This window comes from Brevibacterium sp. LAARM2_SD2 (assembly GCF_057364785.1).
Genome location: NZ_JBNFOM010000002.1, coordinates 46,095 through 66,258, shown reverse-complemented (window position 1 = coordinate 66,258; position 20,164 = coordinate 46,095). Strand labels below are relative to the sequence as shown.

17 protein-coding genes and 1 pseudogene are annotated in these 20,164 nt (G+C 67.3%); 9 read left to right on the top strand and 9 right to left on the bottom strand.

Going from position 1 to position 20,164, the window contains the following annotated elements:
- Positions 1 to 680: 680 nt before the first annotated feature.
- Positions 681 to 929, top strand: coding sequence for a hypothetical protein (locus AC2W7K_RS01585; protein ID WP_198498744.1), 249 nt, complete (start codon positions 681 to 683; stop codon positions 927 to 929).
- Between the two features lie 335 nt (positions 930 to 1,264).
- Here AC2W7K_RS01585 and AC2W7K_RS01580 read toward each other — a convergent pair whose 3' ends face one another.
- From AC2W7K_RS01580 to AC2W7K_RS01555, 6 genes are all read right to left on the bottom strand, one after another.
- Positions 1,265 to 1,666, bottom strand: a complete 402-nt coding sequence (locus AC2W7K_RS01580) for a cytochrome c oxidase subunit 4 (protein ID WP_198498743.1) — start codon at positions 1,664 to 1,666, stop codon at positions 1,265 to 1,267.
- On the bottom strand, positions 1,663 to 3,360 hold the full coding sequence (gene ctaD / locus AC2W7K_RS01575) for an aa3-type cytochrome oxidase subunit I (protein WP_198498742.1): 1,698 nt from the start codon (positions 3,358 to 3,360) through the stop codon (positions 1,663 to 1,665). The genes AC2W7K_RS01580 and ctaD overlap by 4 nt, the downstream gene beginning before the upstream one ends.
- Complete coding sequence (ctaC, locus tag AC2W7K_RS01570; RefSeq protein ID WP_198498741.1) at positions 3,357 to 4,229, bottom strand: aa3-type cytochrome oxidase subunit II; 873 nt, start codon at positions 4,227 to 4,229, stop codon at positions 3,357 to 3,359. The genes ctaD and ctaC overlap by 4 nt, the downstream gene beginning before the upstream one ends.
- Positions 4,230 to 4,338: 109 nt before the next feature.
- Positions 4,339 to 5,028 carry a leucyl/phenylalanyl-tRNA--protein transferase gene (locus AC2W7K_RS01565; protein ID WP_198498740.1) on the bottom strand — a complete coding sequence of 230 codons (690 nt, stop codon included), beginning with the start codon at positions 5,026 to 5,028 and terminating at the stop codon, positions 4,339 to 4,341.
- 42 nt (positions 5,029 to 5,070) lie between these two features.
- Positions 5,071 to 5,424: a HesB/IscA family protein gene (locus AC2W7K_RS01560; RefSeq protein ID WP_140955028.1), complete on the bottom strand. Its 354-nt coding sequence runs from the start codon at positions 5,422 to 5,424 to the stop codon at positions 5,071 to 5,073.
- Between the two features lie 93 nt (positions 5,425 to 5,517).
- Positions 5,518 to 6,936 (bottom strand): M20/M25/M40 family metallo-hydrolase, encoded by a 1,419-nt coding sequence (locus tag AC2W7K_RS01555; protein ID WP_486005685.1) that lies wholly within the window; start codon positions 6,934 to 6,936, stop codon positions 5,518 to 5,520.
- Positions 6,937 to 7,099: 163 nt separating this feature from the next.
- Between AC2W7K_RS01555 and AC2W7K_RS01550 the strand changes: the two genes are divergently transcribed.
- Complete coding sequence (locus AC2W7K_RS01550; RefSeq protein ID WP_284711140.1) at positions 7,100 to 7,564, top strand: DUF3043 domain-containing protein; 465 nt, start codon at positions 7,100 to 7,102, stop codon at positions 7,562 to 7,564.
- On the opposite strand, the gene AC2W7K_RS01545 is transcribed toward AC2W7K_RS01550, so the two are convergent.
- Positions 7,539 to 8,645, bottom strand: a complete 1,107-nt coding sequence (locus AC2W7K_RS01545; RefSeq protein WP_198498738.1) for a quinone-dependent dihydroorotate dehydrogenase — start codon at positions 8,643 to 8,645, stop codon at positions 7,539 to 7,541. The two genes, AC2W7K_RS01550 and AC2W7K_RS01545, sit on opposite strands and share 26 nt — an antisense overlap.
- A gap of 107 nt (positions 8,646 to 8,752) precedes the next feature.
- On the opposite strand from AC2W7K_RS01545, the gene AC2W7K_RS01540 reads away from it, so the two are divergent.
- The 3 genes from AC2W7K_RS01540 (at position 8,753) to sucB (ending at position 13,726) form a co-directional block, all read left to right on the top strand.
- A complete protein-coding gene (locus AC2W7K_RS01540; protein WP_198498737.1) occupies positions 8,753 to 10,240 on the top strand; it encodes a leucyl aminopeptidase in 1,488 nt (495 codons plus the stop codon).
- Between the two features lie 178 nt (positions 10,241 to 10,418).
- The gene (lpdA, locus tag AC2W7K_RS01535) at positions 10,419 to 11,807 is read left to right on the top strand and encodes a dihydrolipoyl dehydrogenase (RefSeq protein WP_137826129.1); all 1,389 of its coding nucleotides are present in this window, start codon (positions 10,419 to 10,421) and stop codon (positions 11,805 to 11,807) included.
- A 20-nt stretch (positions 11,808 to 11,827) separates the two neighbouring features.
- On the top strand, positions 11,828 to 13,726 hold the full coding sequence (sucB, locus tag AC2W7K_RS01530) for a 2-oxoglutarate dehydrogenase, E2 component, dihydrolipoamide succinyltransferase (RefSeq protein ID WP_198498736.1): 1,899 nt from the start codon (positions 11,828 to 11,830) through the stop codon (positions 13,724 to 13,726).
- A 58-nt stretch (positions 13,727 to 13,784) separates the two neighbouring features.
- Here the strand turns inward: sucB and AC2W7K_RS01525 are convergent, their stop codons facing one another.
- Complete coding sequence (locus AC2W7K_RS01525; RefSeq protein ID WP_486005684.1) at positions 13,785 to 15,317, bottom strand: hypothetical protein; 1,533 nt, start codon at positions 15,315 to 15,317, stop codon at positions 13,785 to 13,787.
- A 156-nt stretch (positions 15,318 to 15,473) separates the two neighbouring features.
- On the opposite strand from AC2W7K_RS01525, the gene lipB reads away from it, so the two are divergent.
- From lipB to AC2W7K_RS01510, 3 genes and pseudogenes are all read left to right on the top strand, one after another.
- Entirely contained in the window at positions 15,474 to 16,112 is a 639-nt protein-coding gene (lipB, locus tag AC2W7K_RS01520; RefSeq protein WP_198498734.1) for a lipoyl(octanoyl) transferase LipB, read from the top strand.
- A 10-nt stretch (positions 16,113 to 16,122) separates the two neighbouring features.
- Positions 16,123 to 17,174 (top strand): annotated as a pseudogene (lipA, locus tag AC2W7K_RS01515) (lipoyl synthase).
- Between the two features lie 56 nt (positions 17,175 to 17,230).
- A complete protein-coding gene (locus AC2W7K_RS01510) occupies positions 17,231 to 17,962 on the top strand; it encodes a DUF4191 domain-containing protein (RefSeq protein ID WP_198498733.1) in 732 nt (243 codons plus the stop codon).
- Between the two features lie 80 nt (positions 17,963 to 18,042).
- Here AC2W7K_RS01510 and AC2W7K_RS01505 read toward each other — a convergent pair whose 3' ends face one another.
- Positions 18,043 to 18,483 carry an RDD family protein gene (locus AC2W7K_RS01505; RefSeq protein WP_198498732.1) on the bottom strand — a complete coding sequence of 147 codons (441 nt, stop codon included), beginning with the start codon at positions 18,481 to 18,483 and terminating at the stop codon, positions 18,043 to 18,045.
- Positions 18,484 to 18,626: 143 nt separating this feature from the next.
- Here AC2W7K_RS01505 and glnA point away from each other — a divergent pair, with 143 nt between their 5' ends.
- Positions 18,627 to 20,051 (top strand): type I glutamate--ammonia ligase, encoded by a 1,425-nt coding sequence (glnA, locus tag AC2W7K_RS01500; protein WP_198498731.1) that lies wholly within the window; start codon positions 18,627 to 18,629, stop codon positions 20,049 to 20,051.
- Positions 20,052 to 20,164 lie beyond the last annotated feature (113 nt).

Sequence of the window (20,164 nt, the reverse complement as noted above, 5' to 3'; positions counted from 1 at the left end):
CGCTCCCCCGGCTTCACAGCCTCGAGAACACCCTGCCGATGGGTGCACCTGGCGTTCGGCTGATCGACGGCGTCCGCGATCTCCCCGCGCTCATCTCCCCGCGCTCATCTCTCCTGTCCTGCGCAAACCTTCACGGTGTAACTCAGGCTGCCGAACAGCCTGGCGGCCCCTCAATCAACAGGTCGCGTGAAAATGTGGTCCCCAAAGGCGAGATATTCACGCCAAGTGTTGAATGAGCGGCCGGTCATTCGCCGAAGCGGTGACAAACGCGCTCAGTGTTGAACGAGCGGGGCGATCTCGGCGCGGAGTGCGGCCGGCGCGTTCCTTCGGGGAGGTGCACCCCGCGGCTGAACAACCACGAGGCCGCGTTGCCGGCGAGACCACTCCCCTGATCACGATGAACTTCCTCGGCGGCGAGGCCACTCCCCGGCCCCGACGGACCCCCTCGTCGACGCGAAGGAACCGGTGGGCTAGGACTCTCTCAACGGTACTGCTGAGGACGCCGCTTTCCAGGTTGTGGTGGTTCGTTGACGACGGTGGAGGGTGTTCGCTGTCCTCGGGCCGAGATCGCTTGACGCATCCGTGGCGCGTCCCCCCCCCCCCCACCTGCGGGTTGCCGAGGCGGGAACGATCGCTCCAACGGAGAGAGCACCTGTTGCCGACGACGCTCGTGAGGTCCCGTGGTCCTCGACGTGGTCGACCATGTCGGTGGAGTCAATGACGGCCGAAAACTGACCCCGCAGCGACGGATCCGTGCGACCGCCTCGGCGCAGGGTCAGCTCAGCAGACGCGGCGACCGCACCGCTTTCGACCAACGCGCCTCCGACCGCCGCGTCGACGACTACGGCGACCACCGTGCCGACCACTACGCGGAGCACGATGTTCCCCGCCCTGGACGGGTAGGAGAAGACGCTCCGGCGGCGGCGTGAGCAGCTGCAGGTGCGGTTATAGCGCCCAGGGTGGTGTGAGGCGCGTTGTGCGCGGACAACGCGCTCCACGGGGTGCAAGATTTATCGTCGACCGCCGCGCCTCCGACTACGGCGACCGCCGCGCCTCCGACTACGGCGACCGCCGCGCCGACCACTACTCGGAGCTCGACGTTCACCGCCCTGGACGGGTAGGAGATGACGCTTCGTCGCTCTCTCGCCGTCTCACCACCCCTCCGAGGCGGCGGGGGCGTGAATGCGCGAAGGCCCGGACTCGTGAGAGTCCGGGCCTTGACGTCTGAGCGGAGCATCAGCGATGCGTGCCGCTCAAGTGGCGATCAGTGGGCGAATCCGCCGCGATCGTGCTCGTACGAGATGCCGACGAGCGCGATGATGCCGAGCACGGCACCGAACGGGAAGATCCACCAGCCCATGGCGATGCCGTAGAACGAGACGGCACCGGCAGCGGCACAGACGATCGGCCACCAGCTCCACGGGCTGAAGAAGCCGTAGTCGGCATCCGCATCCGAGATCTCGGCGGTCTCGGTGTCCTGGGGCTGACGGCCGACGCGACGGTCGGTCAGCCACAGGTACACGCCGATCATGATCGACATGACGCCCACGAGGAGGAGGGCCGGGAAGCCCACCATCTCGTTGAAATGGGTGACGAAGCCGTAGATGACAGCCATGATCATGAAGAAGATGCCGCAGTAGACGAAGAGATTGATCGAAGCCTTCACTTGGCAGCACCTCCGGTGAGCTGAGGTTCAGCGTGGCCGTGTCCGGCGTATTCGAGAAGCTCAGGATGGTTGACGTCGAATGCCGGACGCTCCGAACGGATGCGGGGCAGCGACGTGAAGTTGTGGCGCGGGGGCGGGCACGAGGTCGCCCATTCGAGCGAACCGCCGTAGCCCCACGGGTCGTCGACGGTGACCTTCGGCGCATTGCGCGCCGTGATCCACACGTTCCAGAAGAACGGAACCATCGAGAGACCGAGCAGCATCGCGCCGACCGTCGACACCTGGTTCATCCAGGTGAAGCCGTCCTGCGGCAGGTAGTCCGCGTAACGACGGGGCATGCCGTCGACACCGAGCCAGTGCTGGACGAGGAAGGTGCCGTGGAAGCCGATGAACAGCATCCAGAAGTGGATGTGTCCGAGCTTCTCGTTGAGCATCTTGCCCGTCCACTTCGGCCACCAGAAGTAGAAGCCGGCGAACATCGCGAACACGACCGTGCCGAAGACGACGTAGTGGAAGTGCGCGACGACGAAGTACGAGTCCGACACCGACTGGTCGAGCGCCGGGCTGGCGAGGATGACGCCCGTGAGACCACCGAAGAGGAAGGTCACGAGGAAGCCGATCGCCCACACCATGGGTGTCTCGAACGTGATCGAGCCTCGCCACATCGTGCCGATCCAGTTGAAGAACTTCACACCGGTCGGAATCGCGATGAGCATCGTCATGAAGGCGAAGAACGGCAGCGCCACCACGCCGGTGACGTACATGTGGTGCGCCCACACGGTCACGGACAGGGCCGCGATCGAGATCGTCGCGAAGACGAGCTCCTTGTAGCCGAACACCGGTTTTCGACTGAAGACAGGGATGATCTCCGTGATGATGCCGAAGAACGGCAGGGCGATGACGTAGACCTCCGGATGCCCGAAGAACCAGAACAGGTGCTGCCAGAGTATCGGTCCGCCGTTGCCCGGACTGAACACATGCGAGCCCAGGATGCGGTCGGAGGCGAGGACGAGCAGGGCCGCAGCCAGGGGCTGGAAGGCCATGAGCACGAGGATGCCGGTGATGAGGACGTTCCAGCTGAAGATCGGCATGCGGAACATCGTCATGCCCGGGGCGCGCATCGTGATGATCGTCGTGATGAAGTTGACCGAGCCGAGGATCGTGCCGAAGCCCTGCAGCGCGAGGCCGAGGACCCAGAGATTGCCGCCGGCGCCTGGTGTGAATGTCGTATTGCTCAATGGCGCATAGGCTGTCCACCCGAATGCCGCCGCACCCTGCGGGGTGAGGAAGCCCGACAGCGCGACGAGGCTGCCGAAGAGGTAGAGCCAGAAGGCGAACGCGTTGAGTCGCGGGAACGCCACGTCGGGCGCACCGATCTGCAGCGGCATGATGACGTTCGCGAATCCGGCGAAGAGCGGGGTGGCGAACATCAGCAGCATGAGCGTGCCGTGCATGGTGAACAGCTGGTTGTACTGTTCCTTCGTCTCCACGATCTGCATTCCGGGCTCGAAGAGCTCGAGACGGATGATGAGCGCCATCACGCCGCCGATGCAGAAGAAGAAGAACGAGCCGATCAGATACATGTACCCGATGGTCTTGTGATCCGTCGACGTGATCCAGTCGACGATGATCTTGCCCTTGCTCCGGGGTACGACCGGAGCGTCGAGAGCCGGTTTCTCAGCTGTCGCGGTCATTCTTGAGCACCTTCTTTCGGGTACCAGTTGCGATCGTACTCAGGCCCGAGCTGACCGGTGTTGCCCTGATCAGCCAGAGACTGCGTGTACTCGTCGAACTCCGCCTGCGAGACGACCTTGACGTTGAAGAGCATCTCGGAGTGGTATTCACCGCAGAGTTCGGCACACTTGCCGACGAAGTCGCCTTCCTTCTCGGCACGCAGATACAGGCTCTGGTCGTTGCCGGGGATCATGTCGCGCTTCTCGAGGAAGGCGGGGACCCAGAAGGAGTGGATGACGTCACGCGAGTGGAGCTTGATCTCCAGATCGGTGTTGACGGGGAGATAGAGAGTGGGGGCGTTCTCGCCCGGTGCTGCGGTGCCGTCCAGCGGCACCTGCGTGCCGGCGTAGTAGACGTCCTGGTTGACGTAGTTGAAGTCCCACGCCCACTGCTTGGCGGCCACCTCGATGACCTGGGTGCCCGGGGTCCGGTCGTCGGTCGTCTTCGCCATGACCTGGACGTTCTGGAAGAAGAATCCGAGGACGAGGATGACGGGGGTCACCGTGAAGAGGATCTCGATGGGCATGCTGTAGCGCATCTGCACCGGCAGGCCGCGATCGTTCTTGCGGCGACGGTAGGCGACAATGGCCCACAGGATCAGACCCCAGACGATGAGCCCCACGATCATCGAAGCGATCCACGCCCCGTTCCACAGCGAGGTGTAGGCCTCGGTGTGGTTGGTCGCGCCCTTCGACTCAAGGGGGAAGAAACCGTTGGCAATCTGCTCTTTCGTACATCCCGAGAGCAACACCGGCAGAACCACGGCGCCCAGAATGCCGAGCCGCTTCGCCCAGGACCGGCGCGGTCCTGGCTGATTCGGAGAATCCACGTGCAGCCTTTCACAACCATCTTCGCCGTTCGGCAGGCCGAAAGACGAGTACGTACTTTGTCATCTAACAGACTACCGCTACACACGGTAGAAATTCACATGCAGATGTTCATTTGTTGAGAATTCGCTGAGCACGATTGCCGCGGAGCGCGGATTCTAGGCGCGCGGCGTAGTCGAGACCGCTGATCTCCGACACGCCGAGGGTCGCCAGATGTGGTGTCTGCCACTGTGTGTCGATGAGCCAATCGGGACCATCGTCCGAGGTGGCGCCGTCGGTTCGGGAGCCGCCTGCGACCCGCGCCGCATCTGGTTCCTGCTCGCCGTCGAGGAGGGCGACGAGGTGGACGAGTGCGGCCTTCGAGGCGTCGCGATCACGGTGGAACATCGACTCCCCGGCGAAGAGGGATCCGATGGCGACGCCGTAGAGTCCGCCGACGAGGCGGCCGTCCCGGCGCACCTCGATCGAATGCGCCCAGCCGTCGTCGAAGAGGCCCTCGTAGAGGCCGATGATCTCCCGGGTGATCCAGCCGCCGGGACGGCTCGGTTCGGCGCAGGCGCGGATGACCTCGCCGAAGGATTCGTCGACGGTGAACTCGAATCCGCGCAGCGACTTGCGCAGACTCTTGCTCACCTTGAGGTCGCCGGGCAGGAGGACACCGCGACGGCGCGGGCCCCACCACCCCATGCGACCGCTGCCGCCGCGGCCGATGCCCATCGGGAAGAGTCCGGCACGATATGCGGAAAGGACCTGGCGATCTGTGGCCGTCGTCGTGACGGCGCGCAGATCCTCCAGGTCCATTTCGTCAGTGCTGCGGTGCGGCTGCCGGGTCGGCGGTTCCGCTCAGTGGAACGAGTCGCCGCAGGCGCACGATCCGCCCGCATTCGGGTTGTCGATCGTGAAGCCCTGCTTCTCGATGGTGTCGGAGAAGTCGATGGTCGAGCCGTTGAGGTAGGGCACGCTCATCCGGTCGACGATGACCTCGACGCCGTCGAAGTCGCGCACGGCATCCCCGTCGAGGTGACGCTCGTCGAAGTAGAGCTGGTAGATCAGACCTGAGCAGCCGCCGGGCTGGACGGCCACGCGCAGGCGCAGATCGTCACGGCCCTCCTGCTGCAGGAGGCTGCGCACCTTGTCCGCTGCGGTCGTCGAGAGTTCGACCTCGTGCGTGGCAGTGGCTTCGTTCGTCGCTGTCATTGGTACTCCTTCATTGTTCCTGGGCCCAGGCTACACCGCGTTCAACGCGGATCATCCGGGACCTATTCCCCCGCGTGCCGAAATCCTCGGCGCTCACTCCTGCGCTGCCGTGTCCTGCGCCTTGTCGCCGGTGCCGAGACCCTGACGTCCGAGAGCGTCGAGGAGGAGCGCCTCGGCGACGATCGCGGCCTTGAAGTCGGGCAGGTAGAGGGATTCGTTGGCGCTGTGGGCCCGGGCATCGGGGTCCTCGACGCCGGTGACGAGGATCGAGGCCTGCGGGAAGACCTCGAGGAGGTCGGCGATGAACGGGATCGAGCCGCCGATGCCCATCGTCACCGCCTCGGTCCCCCACGCCTCGGTGAGCGCGACCCGGGCGACCCGGACGGCGGGATCGTCGAGGTCGGCCTGCCAGGGGCTGCCGCCCTCGGTCGCCCCGATGCTCAGGGTCGCGCCGAAGGGCAGATTGTCCTCGAGGTGCTTCGTCACCGCCGCGACCGCGCTCTCCGGGGTGTCCCCGGGGGCGAGGCGGATGGAGAGCTTCGCCCGCAGACTCGGCTGCAGGGTGTTCGAGGAGACGTCGACGTCGGGGATGTCGAGGCCGATGACGGTGATCGACGGCTGCGTCCACATCCGCGAGGCCAGGCTCCCGGTGCCGATGAGCGCGGTGCCGGGCAGGACACCGGAGTCCTCCCGGACCGTGGCCTCGGCGTAGTCGATCGGGGATTCGGGCACCGCGGCGAGTCCGGCCACCGCGACCGCACCGTCGTCGTCGTGGAGGCTCGCGAGCACCTTCGTCATCACGAGCATCGCATCGGGCACCACTCCCCCGTACATGCCCGAATGCACGGCGTGGTCGAGCGTGGAGACCTCGAATTCGAGGGCGCACATCCCGCGCAGGCTCGTCGTCAGGGCCGGGGTGCCGGCAGCCCAGTTGCTCGAGTCGGCGACGACGATGACGTCGGCGGCGAGCTTGTCGCGGTGGCGTTCGAGGAAGTTCCGGAAGCTCGGGCTGCCCGCCTCCTCCTCCCCTTCGATGAAGAGGCGTACCCCGACGCCGAGGCGGTCGGCGAGCAGCCGCAGCGCCGTGAGGTGGACCATGATCCCGGCCTTGTCGTCGGCGGCGCCGCGACCGTAGAGACGGTCCCCCTTCCGCGTCGCGACGAACGGCTCGGTGTCCCACGCCTCGTCGCGGCCGGGCGGCTGGACGTCGTGATGGGCGTAGAGGAGCACCGTGGGTGCGCCCGCAGGCGCAGGCGCCGAGGCGACGACGGCGGGGTAGCCGGGGGTGCCGTCCGCGGTATCGGCGGTGAGGATCTCGACGTCGAGGCCGAGGTCGCGGGCGAGGGCGGCGACCGCCTCGGCGTTGGCCGTGACCGCAGCGGGATCGAAGCTCGGCCAGGCCACGGACGGGATCGCCACGAGGTCGGTGAGCGTGTCGAGGATGTCGTCGAAGATCTCGTCGACGCGGGTGTGCAGGGAGGCGCCGTCAAGCGCGGAAGTCGATTCGGTCATGGTCCAACGGTAGTATTGAAAGGGTGTTCGGAAGCAAAAAGACTCACGAGGACAACGACTCCTCCACGACGCCAGACGACGACCTCACCGCAGGCGAGGCCAGCCCTCGTGATGCGGAAGCGAAGAAGGGACGTCCCACCCCAAGCGCAGCCAGCAGGAATCGATGCGGCGCCAGCCGCTGGTCTCGAAGGATCGCAAGGTGGCGAACCAGCGGGCCAAGGAGCAGCAGCGCAAGGAGCGCGACCGGGCGCGTATCGGCATGATGAACGGTGAGGAGAAGTACCTCACCCGCCGTGACCGGGGCCCGCAGCGCCGCTACGTCCGCGATTTCGTCGACGCCCGCTTCTCGATCGGGGAGCTCTTCATCCCCGCCGCGATCCTCATCCTCGTCGTCGCCTTCACCCAGCCCGTGGCGATCCAGCAGTACTTCACGTACGCGGTGTGGGGTCTGCTCGCGCTCGTCATCCTCGACGGCTTCATCCTCAACTACATCCTCAAGGGACGCCTGCGGGCGAAGTTCGGCACGGTCGAGCGCGGCCTGCCGTTCTACGCGGTCATGCGCAGCGTCCAGCTGCGGCCGCTGCGCATGCCCAAGCCGCAGGTCAAGCGCCGCCAGTACCCCGAGTGAGCAGGCGGGTCCGCCCGCCGGAGCGGATGATCCGGCCGGGCCAGAACGGGCCCGAGTAGATCATCTCCGAATAGACCTGAACGAGATCGGCGCCCGCTGCCAGGCGGGCGTCGACGTCGTTTCCGTCGCCGATGCCGCCGACGGAGACGATCGTCAGCTCCCCGCTCACCGTCGCGGCCACGAGGAGGAGCACCTCGAGGGAGCGCGGGGCCAGGGGGCGCCCGGAGATGCCGCCGGCCTGGGAGCGGGCGAACTCGGCCTCCGGACCGGTGAGCACATCGCGGTCGATCGTCGTGTTCGTCACGATGAGACCGTCGGCGCCGGTGCGCACCGCGAGGTCGCAGATGTCGACGACGTCCTCGTCGGAGAGGTCCGGGGCGATCTTGACGAGCAGCGGGACGTGACCGAGGGTCGACCGGGGCGTGGCCACCACCTCGGCGGCGGCCTCTTTGACCGCGGTGATGATCGGTTCGAGGCTCGCCACGGACTGGAGGTCGCGCAGACCGGGGGTGTTCGGGGAGCTGACGTTGATGACGAGGTAGTCGGCCAGCGGGGCGAGCTCCCGGGTCGAGGCGACGTAGTCGGCGACCGCCTCGGCGGCCGGCACGACCTTCGTCTTGCCGATGTTGACGCCGATGATCGGACGCTGCCGGGCGGGCAGCGCGGTCAGGGCGCGACGCTGGGCGGTGATGTTGAACGACGCCTGCCGGGCCCCGTCGTTGTTGAACCCCATCCGGTTGAGCAGTGCGCGGTTGCGCAGCAGCCGGAAGAGCCGCGGCCGCTCATTGCCCGGCTGGGCGTGGGCGGTGATCGTGCCGACTTCGATGTGCCCGAAGCCCAGCGCCGACAGCGCGCGGATGCCGACGCCGTTCTTGTCGAAGCCGGCGGCCAGGCCCACCCGGTTGGGGAAGGGGAGGCCGAGGACCTCGACGGGGGCGCTGGTGCCCCGGGCGACGACGAGGCGCAGCAGCCGGCCGAGCAGCGGGATCCGGTCGAGGATCCGGAGGGCGGAGAACGAGAGATGGTGCGCGCGCTCGGCGTCCATCGGGCGGAAGACGAGAGAGAAGATGAGTCGGTACACGCCTCAACAATAGGCCAGCGCCCGGCGCCCGCCGTGCTCCGAACACGACCTCGGCGGGTTTTGCGACTAGGATCGAGACAACGCTCAACGACGAAGAAAGGGATTCCATGCCCGGTGCCACCACCCCCAGCAGCTACGCTTCGACGACCCCCACGAAGGTGAGTGCAGCCGTCCTCGTCCTCGGCGTGGCCGACGGCTCGGTCCGCGGCCTCGACTCCGCGAAGACGGTGCGCACCGCTGTCGACGACGCGGCCCGGGCCATCGAGTTCACCGGGAAGGCCGGATCCACCGCGCGCATCCCCGCGCCGAAGGGCGTGACCGCCGAGAGCATCCTCCTCGTTGGTCTCGGCGACATCGACGCAGCGAGCGCCGGCGACGATGCCGCGGCCGCGAACGAAGTCCTGCGCCGGGCCGCCGGTGCCGCACTGCGCGCACTCTCGGGCGCCTCCTCGATCGCCGTGGCTCTGCCCGTCGACTCCCCCGCCGCCGTCGAAGCCGTCACCGTCGGGGCCGCCCTCGGTGCCTACCGCTTCACGACGTACCGCTCCGGAGACGACGACCGCGTGCCCGGCCCCGTCACGGTGCTCGGCCCGAAGGGCAAGACGTACGCAGCGGCCCACGAAGCCGGCACGATCATCGCCGCGGCGACGAACGCCGCCCGCGACCTCGTCAACACGCCCCCGCTCGACCTCTACCCGGAGTCGTTCGCCCAGCTCGTCAAGGACCAGGCGAAGTCGCGCAAGGTCAAGGTCACCGTGCTCGGTGAGAAGGAACTTGCCGCCGGCGGCTACGGCGGACTCATCGGCGTCGGTCAGGGGTCGACCCGCGGACCGCGCCTCGTCAAGGTCGAGTACAGCCCGAAGAAGGCCCGCCGTCACATCAGCTTCGTCGGCAAGGGCATCACCTTCGACTCCGGCGGTCTCTCCCTCAAGCCGGCCGCGAGCATGGAGGACATGAAGTCCGATATGGCCGGGGCCGCCGCCGTCGTCGAGGCGGTCTTCGCGATCGCCGACCTCGGACTGCCCGTCCGCGCCACCGCGTGGCTGCCGCTCGCCGAGAACATGCCCGGCTCCTCTGCGCAGCGTCCCTCGGACGTGCTCACCATGCGCAGCGGCAAGACCGTCGAGGTGACGAACACCGACGCCGAGGGCCGCCTCGTCCTCGCCGACGCGCTCACCGACGCCGGGGCGGAGAACCCCGACCTCCTCATCGACGTCGCCACCCTGACCGGTGCGCAGATCGTCGCCCTCGGCAACCGCACCTCCGGGGTCATGGGCACTCCCGCGGCCCGCACGACGGTCGCCGAACGGGCCGCCGTGGCCGGTGAGGACGTCTGGCCGATGCCGATCCCCGAAGAGCTGCTCTCCGGTTTCGACTCGACCGCCGCCGATCTCAAGAACTCCGGTCCGCGCCCCGGCGGCATGCTCGCCGCCGCCGCCTTCCTCCAGGAGTTCGTCGCCGATGACGCCGAATGGGCGCACATCGACATCGCCGGACCGAGCTTCAACACCGGTTCGGCCTTCGGCTACACCCCGGCCGCGGCGACCGGTGCCGCTGTGCGCACGCTCGTCGAGATCGCCCGCGACGCCGACTGACCAGCATCCCCGCGCCTGACCCCGGTCGCAGAGCTCTGCGTCCGGGGTGGGTCGGGAGTGATGCTCCCCACCTGTGGCGCAACAGACACCGTTTGCTTTCGCCCCTGGCGAGAAAAGTGGAAAGATAAGAGGGAAAGCTGCCCTTGGCAGGCTTGACCACAGCTACGAGGAGTAATCCGTGAGTGACGCATTGACCTATGACCTTGTCGTCCTCGGCGGCGGACCCGGCGGCTATGCCGCTGCTCTGCGCGCCGCAGAACTCGATATGAAGGTCGCCCTCATCGAACAGGACAAGGTTGGCGGGACGTGCCTGCACCGCGGCTGTGTGCCGACCAAGGCGCTCCTCCACACCGCGGAGATCGCCGATGCCGCGAAGGACTCGGAGACGTTCGGCGTGCAGGCGGAGTTCAAGGGCATCGACATCGACAAGGTGCTCGACTACAAGAACAACGTCATCAACCGCAACTACAAGGGTCTCCAGGGCCTCGTCAAGGCCCGCGGCATCGACACCTACATCGGCAAGGGCAAGCTCGTCGGTGAGGACACCGTCGAGGTCACCGGCGACGACGAGCACTACACCCTCAAGGGCAAGAACATCATCCTCGCCACCGGTTCGACGTCGAAGACCATCGGCCTCGACGTCACCGACCGGGTCATCACCTCCACCGAGGCCCTGCAGCTGGCGACCGTGCCGAAGTCGGTCATCGTCCTCGGCGGCGGCGTCATCGGCGTCGAGTTCGCCAGCGTGTGGAACTCCTACGGTGCCGACGTCACGATCGTCGAGGGCCTGCCCCACCTCGTGGCCAACGAGGACGAATCGATCTCGAAGGCGCTCGAGCGCGCATTCAAGAAGCGCAAGATCAACTTCAAGCTCGGCGTCATGTTCAAGGGCGTCGAGGAGACCGCCGACGGCGTCAAGGTGACGCTTGAGGACGGCACCACGCTTGAGGCCGAGTACCTCCTCGTCGCCGTCGGACGCGGTCCCGTGACCGAGGGCCTCGGCTTCGAGGAACAGGGCATTCCGATGGATCGCGGCTTCGTCCTCGCCAACGAGCGCCTGCACACCGGGGTCGGCAACATCTACGCGATCGGCGACATCGTCCCGGGCCTCCAGCTCGCCCACCGCGGGTTCGGTCAGGGCATCTTCGTCGCCGAGGAGATCGCCGGCCTCAACCCGGCACCGATCGTCGAGAGCGGCATCCCGCGTGTCACGTACTGCGAACCGGAGATCTTCTCCGTCGGGCTCTCGGCGAAGCAGGCGGAGGAGAAGTACGGCGCGGACAACGTCGAGACGCTCGAGTACAACCTCGGCGGCAACGGCAAGTCGGTCATCCTCAACACGACCGGCTTCATCAAGGTCATCCGGGAGAAGGACGGCCCGGTCGTCGGCATCCACGGCATCGGCGCGCGTCTCAGTGAGCAGGCGGGCGAAGCACAGCTCATCGTCAACTGGGAGGCTTTCCCTGAGGAAGTCGCACAGCTCATCCATGCGCACCCGACGCAGAATGAGGCGATCGGCGAGGCTCACCTGGCCGCCGCCGGCAAACCCCTGCACTTCCACTCATAAGATCCGAGGAGACGAAAGACATGTCGAATTCCGTTCAGATGCCGGCTCTCGGTGAGTCGGTGACCGAAGGTACAGTCACCCGGTGGCTGAAGTCCGTCGGCGACACCGTCGAGGTCGACGAGCCCCTGCTCGAGGTCTCGACCGACAAGGTCGATACGGAGATTCCGAGCCCCTTTGCCGGTGTGCTCGAGAAGATCCTCGCCGACGAGGACGATGTCGTCGAGGTCGGTGGCGATCTCGCGTACATCGGCGACGGCAGCGATTCCGGATCCGCCGAGGTGGCTCCCGAGGAGGAGCCGGCGAGCGAGGCGGCCGAGGAGTCGGCTCCCGCCGAGGAGAAGTCCGAGGATGAGGCTCCGGCCGAGGACACCAGCTCGTCGTCCGAGTCCGAGAAGACCGAGACGTCCGCAGAGTCCGCGCCCGCCGCTGACTCGCAGTCGTCGTCCGGTGAGGGCACCGAGGTGACGATGCCGGCGCTCGGCGAATCCGTCACCGAGGGCACTGTGACCCGCTGGCTCAAGGAAGTCGGCGAAGAGGTCGAGGTCGACGAGCCGCTCCTCGAGGTCTCGACCGACAAGGTCGACACTGAGGTCCCCTCCCCCGTCGCCGGTGTCGTCCAGGCGCACCTCGCCGAGGAGGACGAGACCGTCGAGGTCGGCGCTCCCCTGGCGCGCATCGGTTCGGGAGCTCCGGCCGAGTCGGCCCCCGCCGCCGAGGAACCGAAGCAGGAGGAAGCTCCTAAGGAGGAGGCTCCCAAGGAGCAGCCGAAGGAAGAGGAAGCTCCGAAGGAAGAGGAAGCTCCGAAGGAAGAGCCGAAGCAGGAGGAAGCTCCCAAGGAGGAAGCTCCGAAGCAGGAGACGACCTCTGCCTCGGCCCCGGCAGCGCAGTCGGCTGCCGCCGCGCAGTCCGCTCCGGCGAAGTCGGAATCGGCACCGGCGAAGTCCGAGTCGGCAGCGGCTGACACCGTCGGAGAGAACTCCGCGTACGTCACGCCGCTCGTGCGTCGTCTCGCCAAGGACGAGGGCGTCGACCTCTCGACCGTCACCGGCACCGGAGTCGGCGGCCGCATCCGCAAGCAGGACGTCATCGCCGCAGCGGCGAACCGTCCTGCCGCAGGATCGTCGGCCCCCGCACCGGCTGCCTCCGGCGAAGCGAAGAAGCCGTTCACGCTCGAGATCCCGGAGGAGGCTGCGAAGCTTCGCGGCACCACCGAGAAGGCCTCGCGCATCCGCCAGACCATTGCGAAGCGGATGAGCGAATCGCTCGAGGTCTCGGCACAGCTCACGCAGGTCATCGAGGTCGACATGACGCGGGTGGCGAAGCTGCGCAAGGCGAACAAGGACGCGTTCCTCGACAAGCACGGCGTCAAGCTCACCTACCTGCCGTTCTTCGCGAAGGCGATCGTCGAGGCGCTCAAGCAGCACCCGAAGGTCAACGCCCAGTACGATCTCGAGTCCCAGGAGATCACGTACTTCGACCACGAGAACCTCGCGGTCGCAGTCGACACTCCGCGTGGTCTGCTCGTGCCGGTCGTCAAGGACGCCGGGGATCTCAGCATCGCGGGCCTCGCCAAGGCCATCGACGATGTCGCCGATCGCACCCGCAACAACAAGATCATGCCGGACGAGCTGTCGGGCGGCACCTTCACGGTGACGAACATCGGCTCCGTGGGTGCGCTCTTCGACACGCCGATCATCAACCAGCCGCAGATGGGCATCATCGGCACCGGTGCGATCGTGCGTCGCCCGATCGTCGTCAAGACCGCTGACGGCGAGGAGTCGATCGCGATCCGCGACATGGTCTACCTTCCGCTCACCTACAACCACCAGCTGGTCGACGGTGCGGATGCGGGACGCTTCCTGCAGACGATCAAGGCGCGTCTCGAGGACGGCAACTTCGAGGCCGACCTCGAACTCTGAGGCACCGCGATCTCAGCAGCCCGCAGGGGGCCGGTCATCGACCGGCCCCCTGCGGCATTCACGCCTCGGCCACCTCGGCGATCCGCCATTGCCCGGCATGCCGGCCGAGCGTGACGACGACGTCCTTCGCGTCGAACGTCTCCTCCTCGCCCCCGCTCTCCGCCGTCGTCGTCATCGTGGCGGTGACGACGATCTCCGCGTCCGACTGCGACTCGACGACGACATCGGTGACAGTGATCGTGTACGTCCCGCCGGAGTACGCGGCGAGGTCGATGAGCTCATCGGCTGCCGCCGCCGTCGATCCGGGCACCGTGAGCCCGGCCAGCCCCTCACCGTCACCGGCTCCGAGCGCCCGTGCGCGTTCGGCGCAGAGTTCGCCGAGGCGCTCGGCGACGGCCGTGTCACTGAGCGGCTGAGCTCTCCCACCCCCGTCCGCGCTCTCCGCGGCGGGGTCGTCGGCGGCGACCGGCGAGGGCGCCTCGTCCTCACCGGCCGACCACGCGCGGACCATGAGCACTCCGCCGAGGAGCACGACGACCATCGCGGCCCCCAGCGCGGCGCGCCTGGCCCACGGCGAGGTCACGGCAGCGCTGAACAGGGCGACCGCCGAGGCGGTGGCGCGTCCCCGTGTCCGCCCGCGTCCGCGGGTGCCGGGGCTGCGATCGCCTGTACGGCGACCGTCAGTGCCGCGACCGCCGGTACGGCGACTGCCGGTGTGACGGCGGGTCGAGGGCGGCCGCGTCGCCGCGGCCCTCGGCGCCCTCGCCGCGCCGACTCGAGCGCGAGCGCAGAGCGGCCACCGTCGACAGCCCTCGCCGCGACGACCCGGGGCCGGCTCCCTCCCCCGGATCCGACTCGGGAGGGATGCGGTCCGGGGCCGTCCGGGGCGTGGTCGCGCGCAGGCGGCCGTCAGGGCCAGCGCCGGATCGAGATCACGGGAAGCCGGGACGAGCGGAAGCACGGCAGGAGTGCCGAGGCGACCGAGCCGCGGAGTCACCTCGGCGATGACGGCCGGCAGGGAATCGTGCGCTGCGGGACTCGACTCGTCGAGGAGATCGGTGACGAGGGCCTGCAGCTCGGCGCTGCACGACTCGAGGGCGACGCCGACGGGCAGGAGGCTCTCGGTCCACGGCACCCCGTGGAGGGCGTGATAGAGCAGCTCCCCCACCGCGCGCCGAACCGGGGTCTCCAAGGCGCGGCGCACGCCGGGGATGACCCGCGGACGTCCCGCGGCGTCGAGTCCGAAGCACGCGAGGCTGAGCCGCTCGGTCGCGGCGTCGACCTCGGCGAGTTCGGCGAAGACGCCGCGCAGCAGGGTGTGCGCTTCGGCCTCCGTGAGACCGTGGAAGGCGCGGACGACGTCGATGACGAGGCCCCCGGGCAGGACCGGGACGAGGAGCAGCCTCGCCTCCCCGGTCGGGAGGATGACCTCGGCCGTTCCGAGCACTCCGGCATCGGCGGCCGGGTCATCGGCGTGCGCGTCGGCACTGCGGGTCCGGTCTCCGCCGACGACACCCCAGCGGGTCTCCCCCGTGTCGTCGCCGACGCGATGAATGTCGTCGGCGATCGTCGCTTCGAAGTGCCATGTCATAGTTCGTCATCCCCGTCAATGACTGTGAATGCTTTTCGATGTCATTTGATGATGAATGATGCACTCTGATAAGTCAATGGCAGACCTGTGGAGAACGTGTCGAGGGTCATGGGGAGATGAATTGAACACCCCGGTCAACGGGCATAGTCTGGACACATGCCACTGGCCACAGAGATTCTGGGTTTCGCGCCGGTCTTCTCGGACTATCGCACCACGTGGGACCTGCAGAAGAAGTATCACGAAGACGTGCTCGCCGGGAACAGGGAGTCGACGATCCTGCTCCTCGAACACCCCCCGGTCTACACTGCCGGCAAGCGCACGGAGGACCACGAACGCCCGACCGATGGCACCGAGGTCATCGACGTCGACCGCGGCGGCAAGATCACCTGGCACGGCCCGGGTCAGCTCGTCGCCTACTTCATCTACCGGCTCAACGATCCCAAAGAGGTCCGCCTCTTCGTCGCTCAGCTCGAGGATTCGATGATCCGCCTGCTCAGCGAGTACGGCATCGAGGCCACGACGATCGAGGGCCGCGCGGGCGTGTGGATCCTCGGCGACGGCGCCCGCCGTGACCGCAAGATCGGGGCGATCGGCATCCGCATCCACGACGGCGTGACGATGCACGGTCTCGCCCTCAACTGCAGCAACGACCTCGGCGCCTACGAATCGATCATCGCCTGCGGCATCACCGATGCCGACACGACCACCATCAGTGCCGAACTCGGCCGGACCGTGACGCCCGAAGAGGTCGCCCCCCGGCTCGACGAGATCCTGCACGAGACCATCACCGCTTAGGAGAACCGACGTGACGATCGCACCCGAAGGCCGCCGCATGCTCCGTGTCGAGGCACGGAACTCGGAGACGCCGATCGAGGAGAAGCCGGCCTGGATCAAGGCGAAGGCCCACATCGGACCGGAGTACACCTCCCTGAAGTCCCTCGTGCGCAAACAGGACCTCCACACCGTCTGCGAGGAGGCCGGCTGCCCGAACATCTTCGAATGCTGGGAGGACCGCGAGGCGACCTTCCTCATCGGCGGTGAGCAGTGCACCCGCCGCTGCGACTTCTGTCAGATCGACACCGGCCGCCCCGCCGACTTCGACGCCGACGAGCCGCGCCGCGTCGCCGCCTCGGTGGGCGAGATGGGCCTGCGCTACTCGACGATCACCGGCGTGGCCCGCGACGACCTGCCCGACGGCGGTGCGTGGCTCTACGCCGAGACGGTCCGCCAGATCCACGACCTCGACTACGTCGACGGCCGCGGCACCGGGGTCGAACTCCTCATCCCCGACTTCAACGCGAAGCCCGACCAGCTCGCCGAGGTGTTCTCCTCCGGCCGGAGGTGCTCGCCCACAATGTCGAGACGGTGCCGCGCATCTTCAAGCGGATCCGCCCGGCCTTCCGCTACGAGCGCTCCCTGTCGGTGATCACCCAGGCCCGCGAGGCCGGACTCATCACGAAGTCGAACCTCATCCTCGGCATGGGCGAGACGAACGACGAGATCATCTCCGCACTCCAGGACCTCCACGACGCCGGGTGCGACCTCATCACGATCACCCAGTACCTGCGCCCGTCCCCGCGCCACCATCCCGTCACCCGCTGGGTCAAGCCCGCCGACTTCGTCATGCTCCGCGACGCCGCCGAGGAGATCGGGTTCCTCGGAGTCATGTCCGGTCCGCTCGTGCGCTCGTCGTACCGCGCCGGTCGCCTCTGGGCCACGGCGATGCGCCACCGCGGCGAGGAGATCCCCGCCCACCTCGCGCATCTCGACAAGCACACCCCGGCCAAGCAGGAGGCGCAGGCCGTTGTGGATATGTTCGGCGCAGGCGAAGAGGTAGACTTGTCTGCTGAGCAATGAGTGGTTCCGCGGGCCTGTCCTCGGGACCCGTCGGCCCGTCAAGAGCAAGTGAGAGAATGAGCGAAGAACCGCGCAAGGGACTGTTCCGTCGCAAGCCGAAGGATCCGAACAAGAAGCCGGGCCGTCTGGCGCAGATGCGTCAGGTCTACGAGCTCGCCGCGAAGCACAACAAGGCGACCCCGTGGCTCCTGGCAGCCGCTGTCGTGGGCTTCACGCTCCTCGGCCTGCTCGCCGGACTCGTCTTCGGCGGGGCCGTGTTCACGACGATCCTCGGTCTCATGGTCGGTCTGCTGCTCGGCATGTTCATGCTCGGCCGCTTCGCTGAGACCGCGGCGTTCGCGCAGATGGAGGGCCAGCCCGGTGCCTTCGGCGCGGTCCTCAACACCGCGCGTCGCGGCTACCTCATGGACGAGAAGCCGATCGCCATCGACCCGAAGAGCCGCGACCTCGTGTTCCGCTCGACGGGTCGGTCCGGTGTCGTGCTGCTCAGTGAGGGACCGAAGGCCCGCAGCGCGAAGCTGCTCGCCAAGGAGAAGAAGCGCCACGAGCGCATCCTCCCCAACGTCCCCGTCCACACCCTCCAGGGCGGCAATGAGGACGGCCAGCTGCAGATGAAGCAGGTCGTCTCGACCGTCCACAAGCTGCCCCGCAAGCTCAATCGCGCCGAGGTGCTCGCCGTGCGCAACCGCCTCTCCGCCCTGGGCACCCAGGGCACGCGTCCGCCGATCCCCAAGGGCATCGACCCGAACAAGGCGCGCCCCAACCACAAGGCGATGCGCGGACGCTGATCGGCGCTCCCGAGAACGACAGCGGCCCCGTCACCGGAATCCTGGTGACGGGGCCGCTGTCGTTCTCGCCTGCCGTCTGCTCAGCGGCGGAGGATCACCGTCTTCGCCGCGAGGTCGTGGAGACCGCGGTGGTCGCGGTCGAAGATGAGCGCGGGAATGACGAGGACGACGAGGACAGACCGGATGAGGGCGGGCACGAATCCCGGGACGCGGCCGTCGAGGCGGCGCACCTCGATCCCGAAGATCCGATGGCCGACGGTGTAGCCGAGGGTCGAGACGAGGAGGATGTTCGCCAGGAGGAAGATGCCCGGGGCGAGGAACGGGTTGGTCGAGTCGAAGAGACCGGCGATCGCCAGGCACATGAACCAGTCGACCATGAGGGCGAGCAGGCGCTTCCACGCCGGTGCCACCGCATGGCGGCCGGTCTCCGGGAGGCCGAGTCGGCGTCCGGGCCAGTCACCCTCGTCTCGGCTGGTCTGTGGTCCCTGCAGCCAGGACCCGAGGTCGTCGCGATTGATCACTCCCCCAGGGTACCGAAGTCGTCCCTGAGTGAATCATCAGGAAACATCCCCGAAACATGACTGTCATCACGGCTTCACCGAGCACGAACTAGGATGGATCTCGGTCACGAAGAACCGACCATACGTCTAACTAGGAGACCTAAGTGTTCTCGTCTGCTGAAGAACTCGTCAACTACATCGCGGAGAACGACGTGCGTTTCGTCGATGTCCGCTTCTGCGACCTGCCCGGTGTCGTCCAGCACTTCAACCTTCCCGCCGCCTCGTACGGTGTGGATGAGATCACCGAAGGTCTCCTCTTCGACGGGTCCTCGATCACAGGCTTCCAGGGCATCCACGAATCTGACATGAAGCTCCTCGCCGATGTCGCCTCGGCGTTCATCGACCCCTACCGGGAGGCGAAGACGCTCGTCGTCACGCACTCGATCGTCGACCCCTTCACCGACGAGCCCTACTCCCGTGACCCCCGCCAGGTTGCGGCGAAGGCGGAGAAGTACCTGCAGAGCACCGGCATCGCCGACACCGTCTACTACGGCGCCGAGGCCGAGTTCTACATGTTCGACTCGATCCGCTACCAGAACACCCCCGGCCACAGCTTCTACGAGGTCAACTCGATCGAAGCGGCGTGGAACACCGGCGCGCAGGAGCCCGAGGGCAACCTCGGCTACAAGACGCCCTACAAGGGCGGCTACTTCCCCGTCTCCCCGCAGGACAAGTTCGCCGACATCCGCGACGAGATGTCGATGACGCTCGAGGAGATCGGCTTCGAGATGGAGCGCGCCCACCACGAGGTCGGCACGGCCGGGCAGCAGGAGATCAACTACAAGTTCAACACCCTCCAGCACGCCGCTGACCAGCTCCTCGACTTCAAGTACGTCGTGAAGAACACCGCCGACGAGTACGGCAAGACCGTCACCTTCATGCCCAAGCCCCTCTTCGGCGACAACGGGTCGGGCATGCACTGCCACCAGTCGCTGTGGAAGAACGGTGAACCGCTGTTCTACGACGAGAACGGCTACGCGGGTCTCTCCGACCTCGCCCGCTGGTACATCGGCGGCCTCATCGAGCACGCCGGCGCCGTCCTCGCGTTCACGAACCCGACGATCAACTCCTACCGCCGGCTCGTGCCCGGCTACGAGGCGCCCGTCAACCTCGTCTACTCGGCGCGCAACCGCTCGGCCGCCATCCGCATCCCGGTGACCGGCTCCTCGCCGAAGGCCAAGCGCCTCGAGTTCCGTGTGCCCGACCCGTCGAGCAACCCCTATCTCGCGTTCTCCGCGCAGCTCATGGCCGGACTCGACGGCATCCGCAACCGGATCGAACCGCCGGAGCCGATCGACAAGGACCTCTACGAGCTGCCCCCGGAGGAGGCCAAGGACATCAAGCTCGTCCCGGCCTCCCTCGACGAGGCGCTCGACGAGCTCGAGAAGGATCACGACTTCCTCACCGCCGGTGACGTCTTCACCCCTGACCTCATCGAGACGTGGATCAGGATCAAGCGCGAGAACGAGATCGACGTCGCGCGTCTGCGTCCGACTCCGACCGAGTTCGAGCTCTACTACTCGATCTGACCCGACCGGCGGACCATTCCCCAGGGAATCGGCTCGCAGGGAATACAGTGGGGGCGTCACCGGTTTCTCCGGTGGCGCCCCCGCTGCGTTCCTGCCGGAACCCTCTCGCGCGG

Excerpts from the sequence above, each read along its gene's own strand:
- sucB (WP_198498736.1), top strand. The coding sequence starts at position 11,828 with ATGTCGAATTCCGTTCAGATGCCGGCTCTCGGTGAGTCGGTGACCGAA.
- AC2W7K_RS01560 (WP_140955028.1), bottom strand. The coding sequence starts at position 5,424 with ATGACAGCGACGAACGAAGCCACTGCCACGCACGAGGTCGAACTCTCG.
- lipB (WP_198498734.1), top strand. The coding sequence starts at position 15,474 with ATGCCACTGGCCACAGAGATTCTGGGTTTCGCGCCGGTCTTCTCGGAC.
- AC2W7K_RS01555 (WP_486005685.1), bottom strand. The coding sequence starts at position 6,936 with ATGACCGAATCGACTTCCGCGCTTGACGGCGCCTCCCTGCACACCCGC.
- AC2W7K_RS01540 (WP_198498737.1), top strand. The coding sequence starts at position 8,753 with ATGCCCGGTGCCACCACCCCCAGCAGCTACGCTTCGACGACCCCCACG.
- AC2W7K_RS01565 (WP_198498740.1), bottom strand. The coding sequence starts at position 5,028 with ATGGACCTGGAGGATCTGCGCGCCGTCACGACGACGGCCACAGATCGC.
- AC2W7K_RS01510 (WP_198498733.1), top strand. The coding sequence starts at position 17,231 with ATGAGCGAAGAACCGCGCAAGGGACTGTTCCGTCGCAAGCCGAAGGAT.
- ctaD (WP_198498742.1), bottom strand. The coding sequence starts at position 3,360 with ATGACCGCGACAGCTGAGAAACCGGCTCTCGACGCTCCGGTCGTACCC.
- AC2W7K_RS01550 (WP_284711140.1), top strand. The coding sequence starts at position 7,100 with ATGCGGCGCCAGCCGCTGGTCTCGAAGGATCGCAAGGTGGCGAACCAG.
- AC2W7K_RS01525 (WP_486005684.1), bottom strand. The coding sequence starts at position 15,317 with ATGACATGGCACTTCGAAGCGACGATCGCCGACGACATTCATCGCGTC.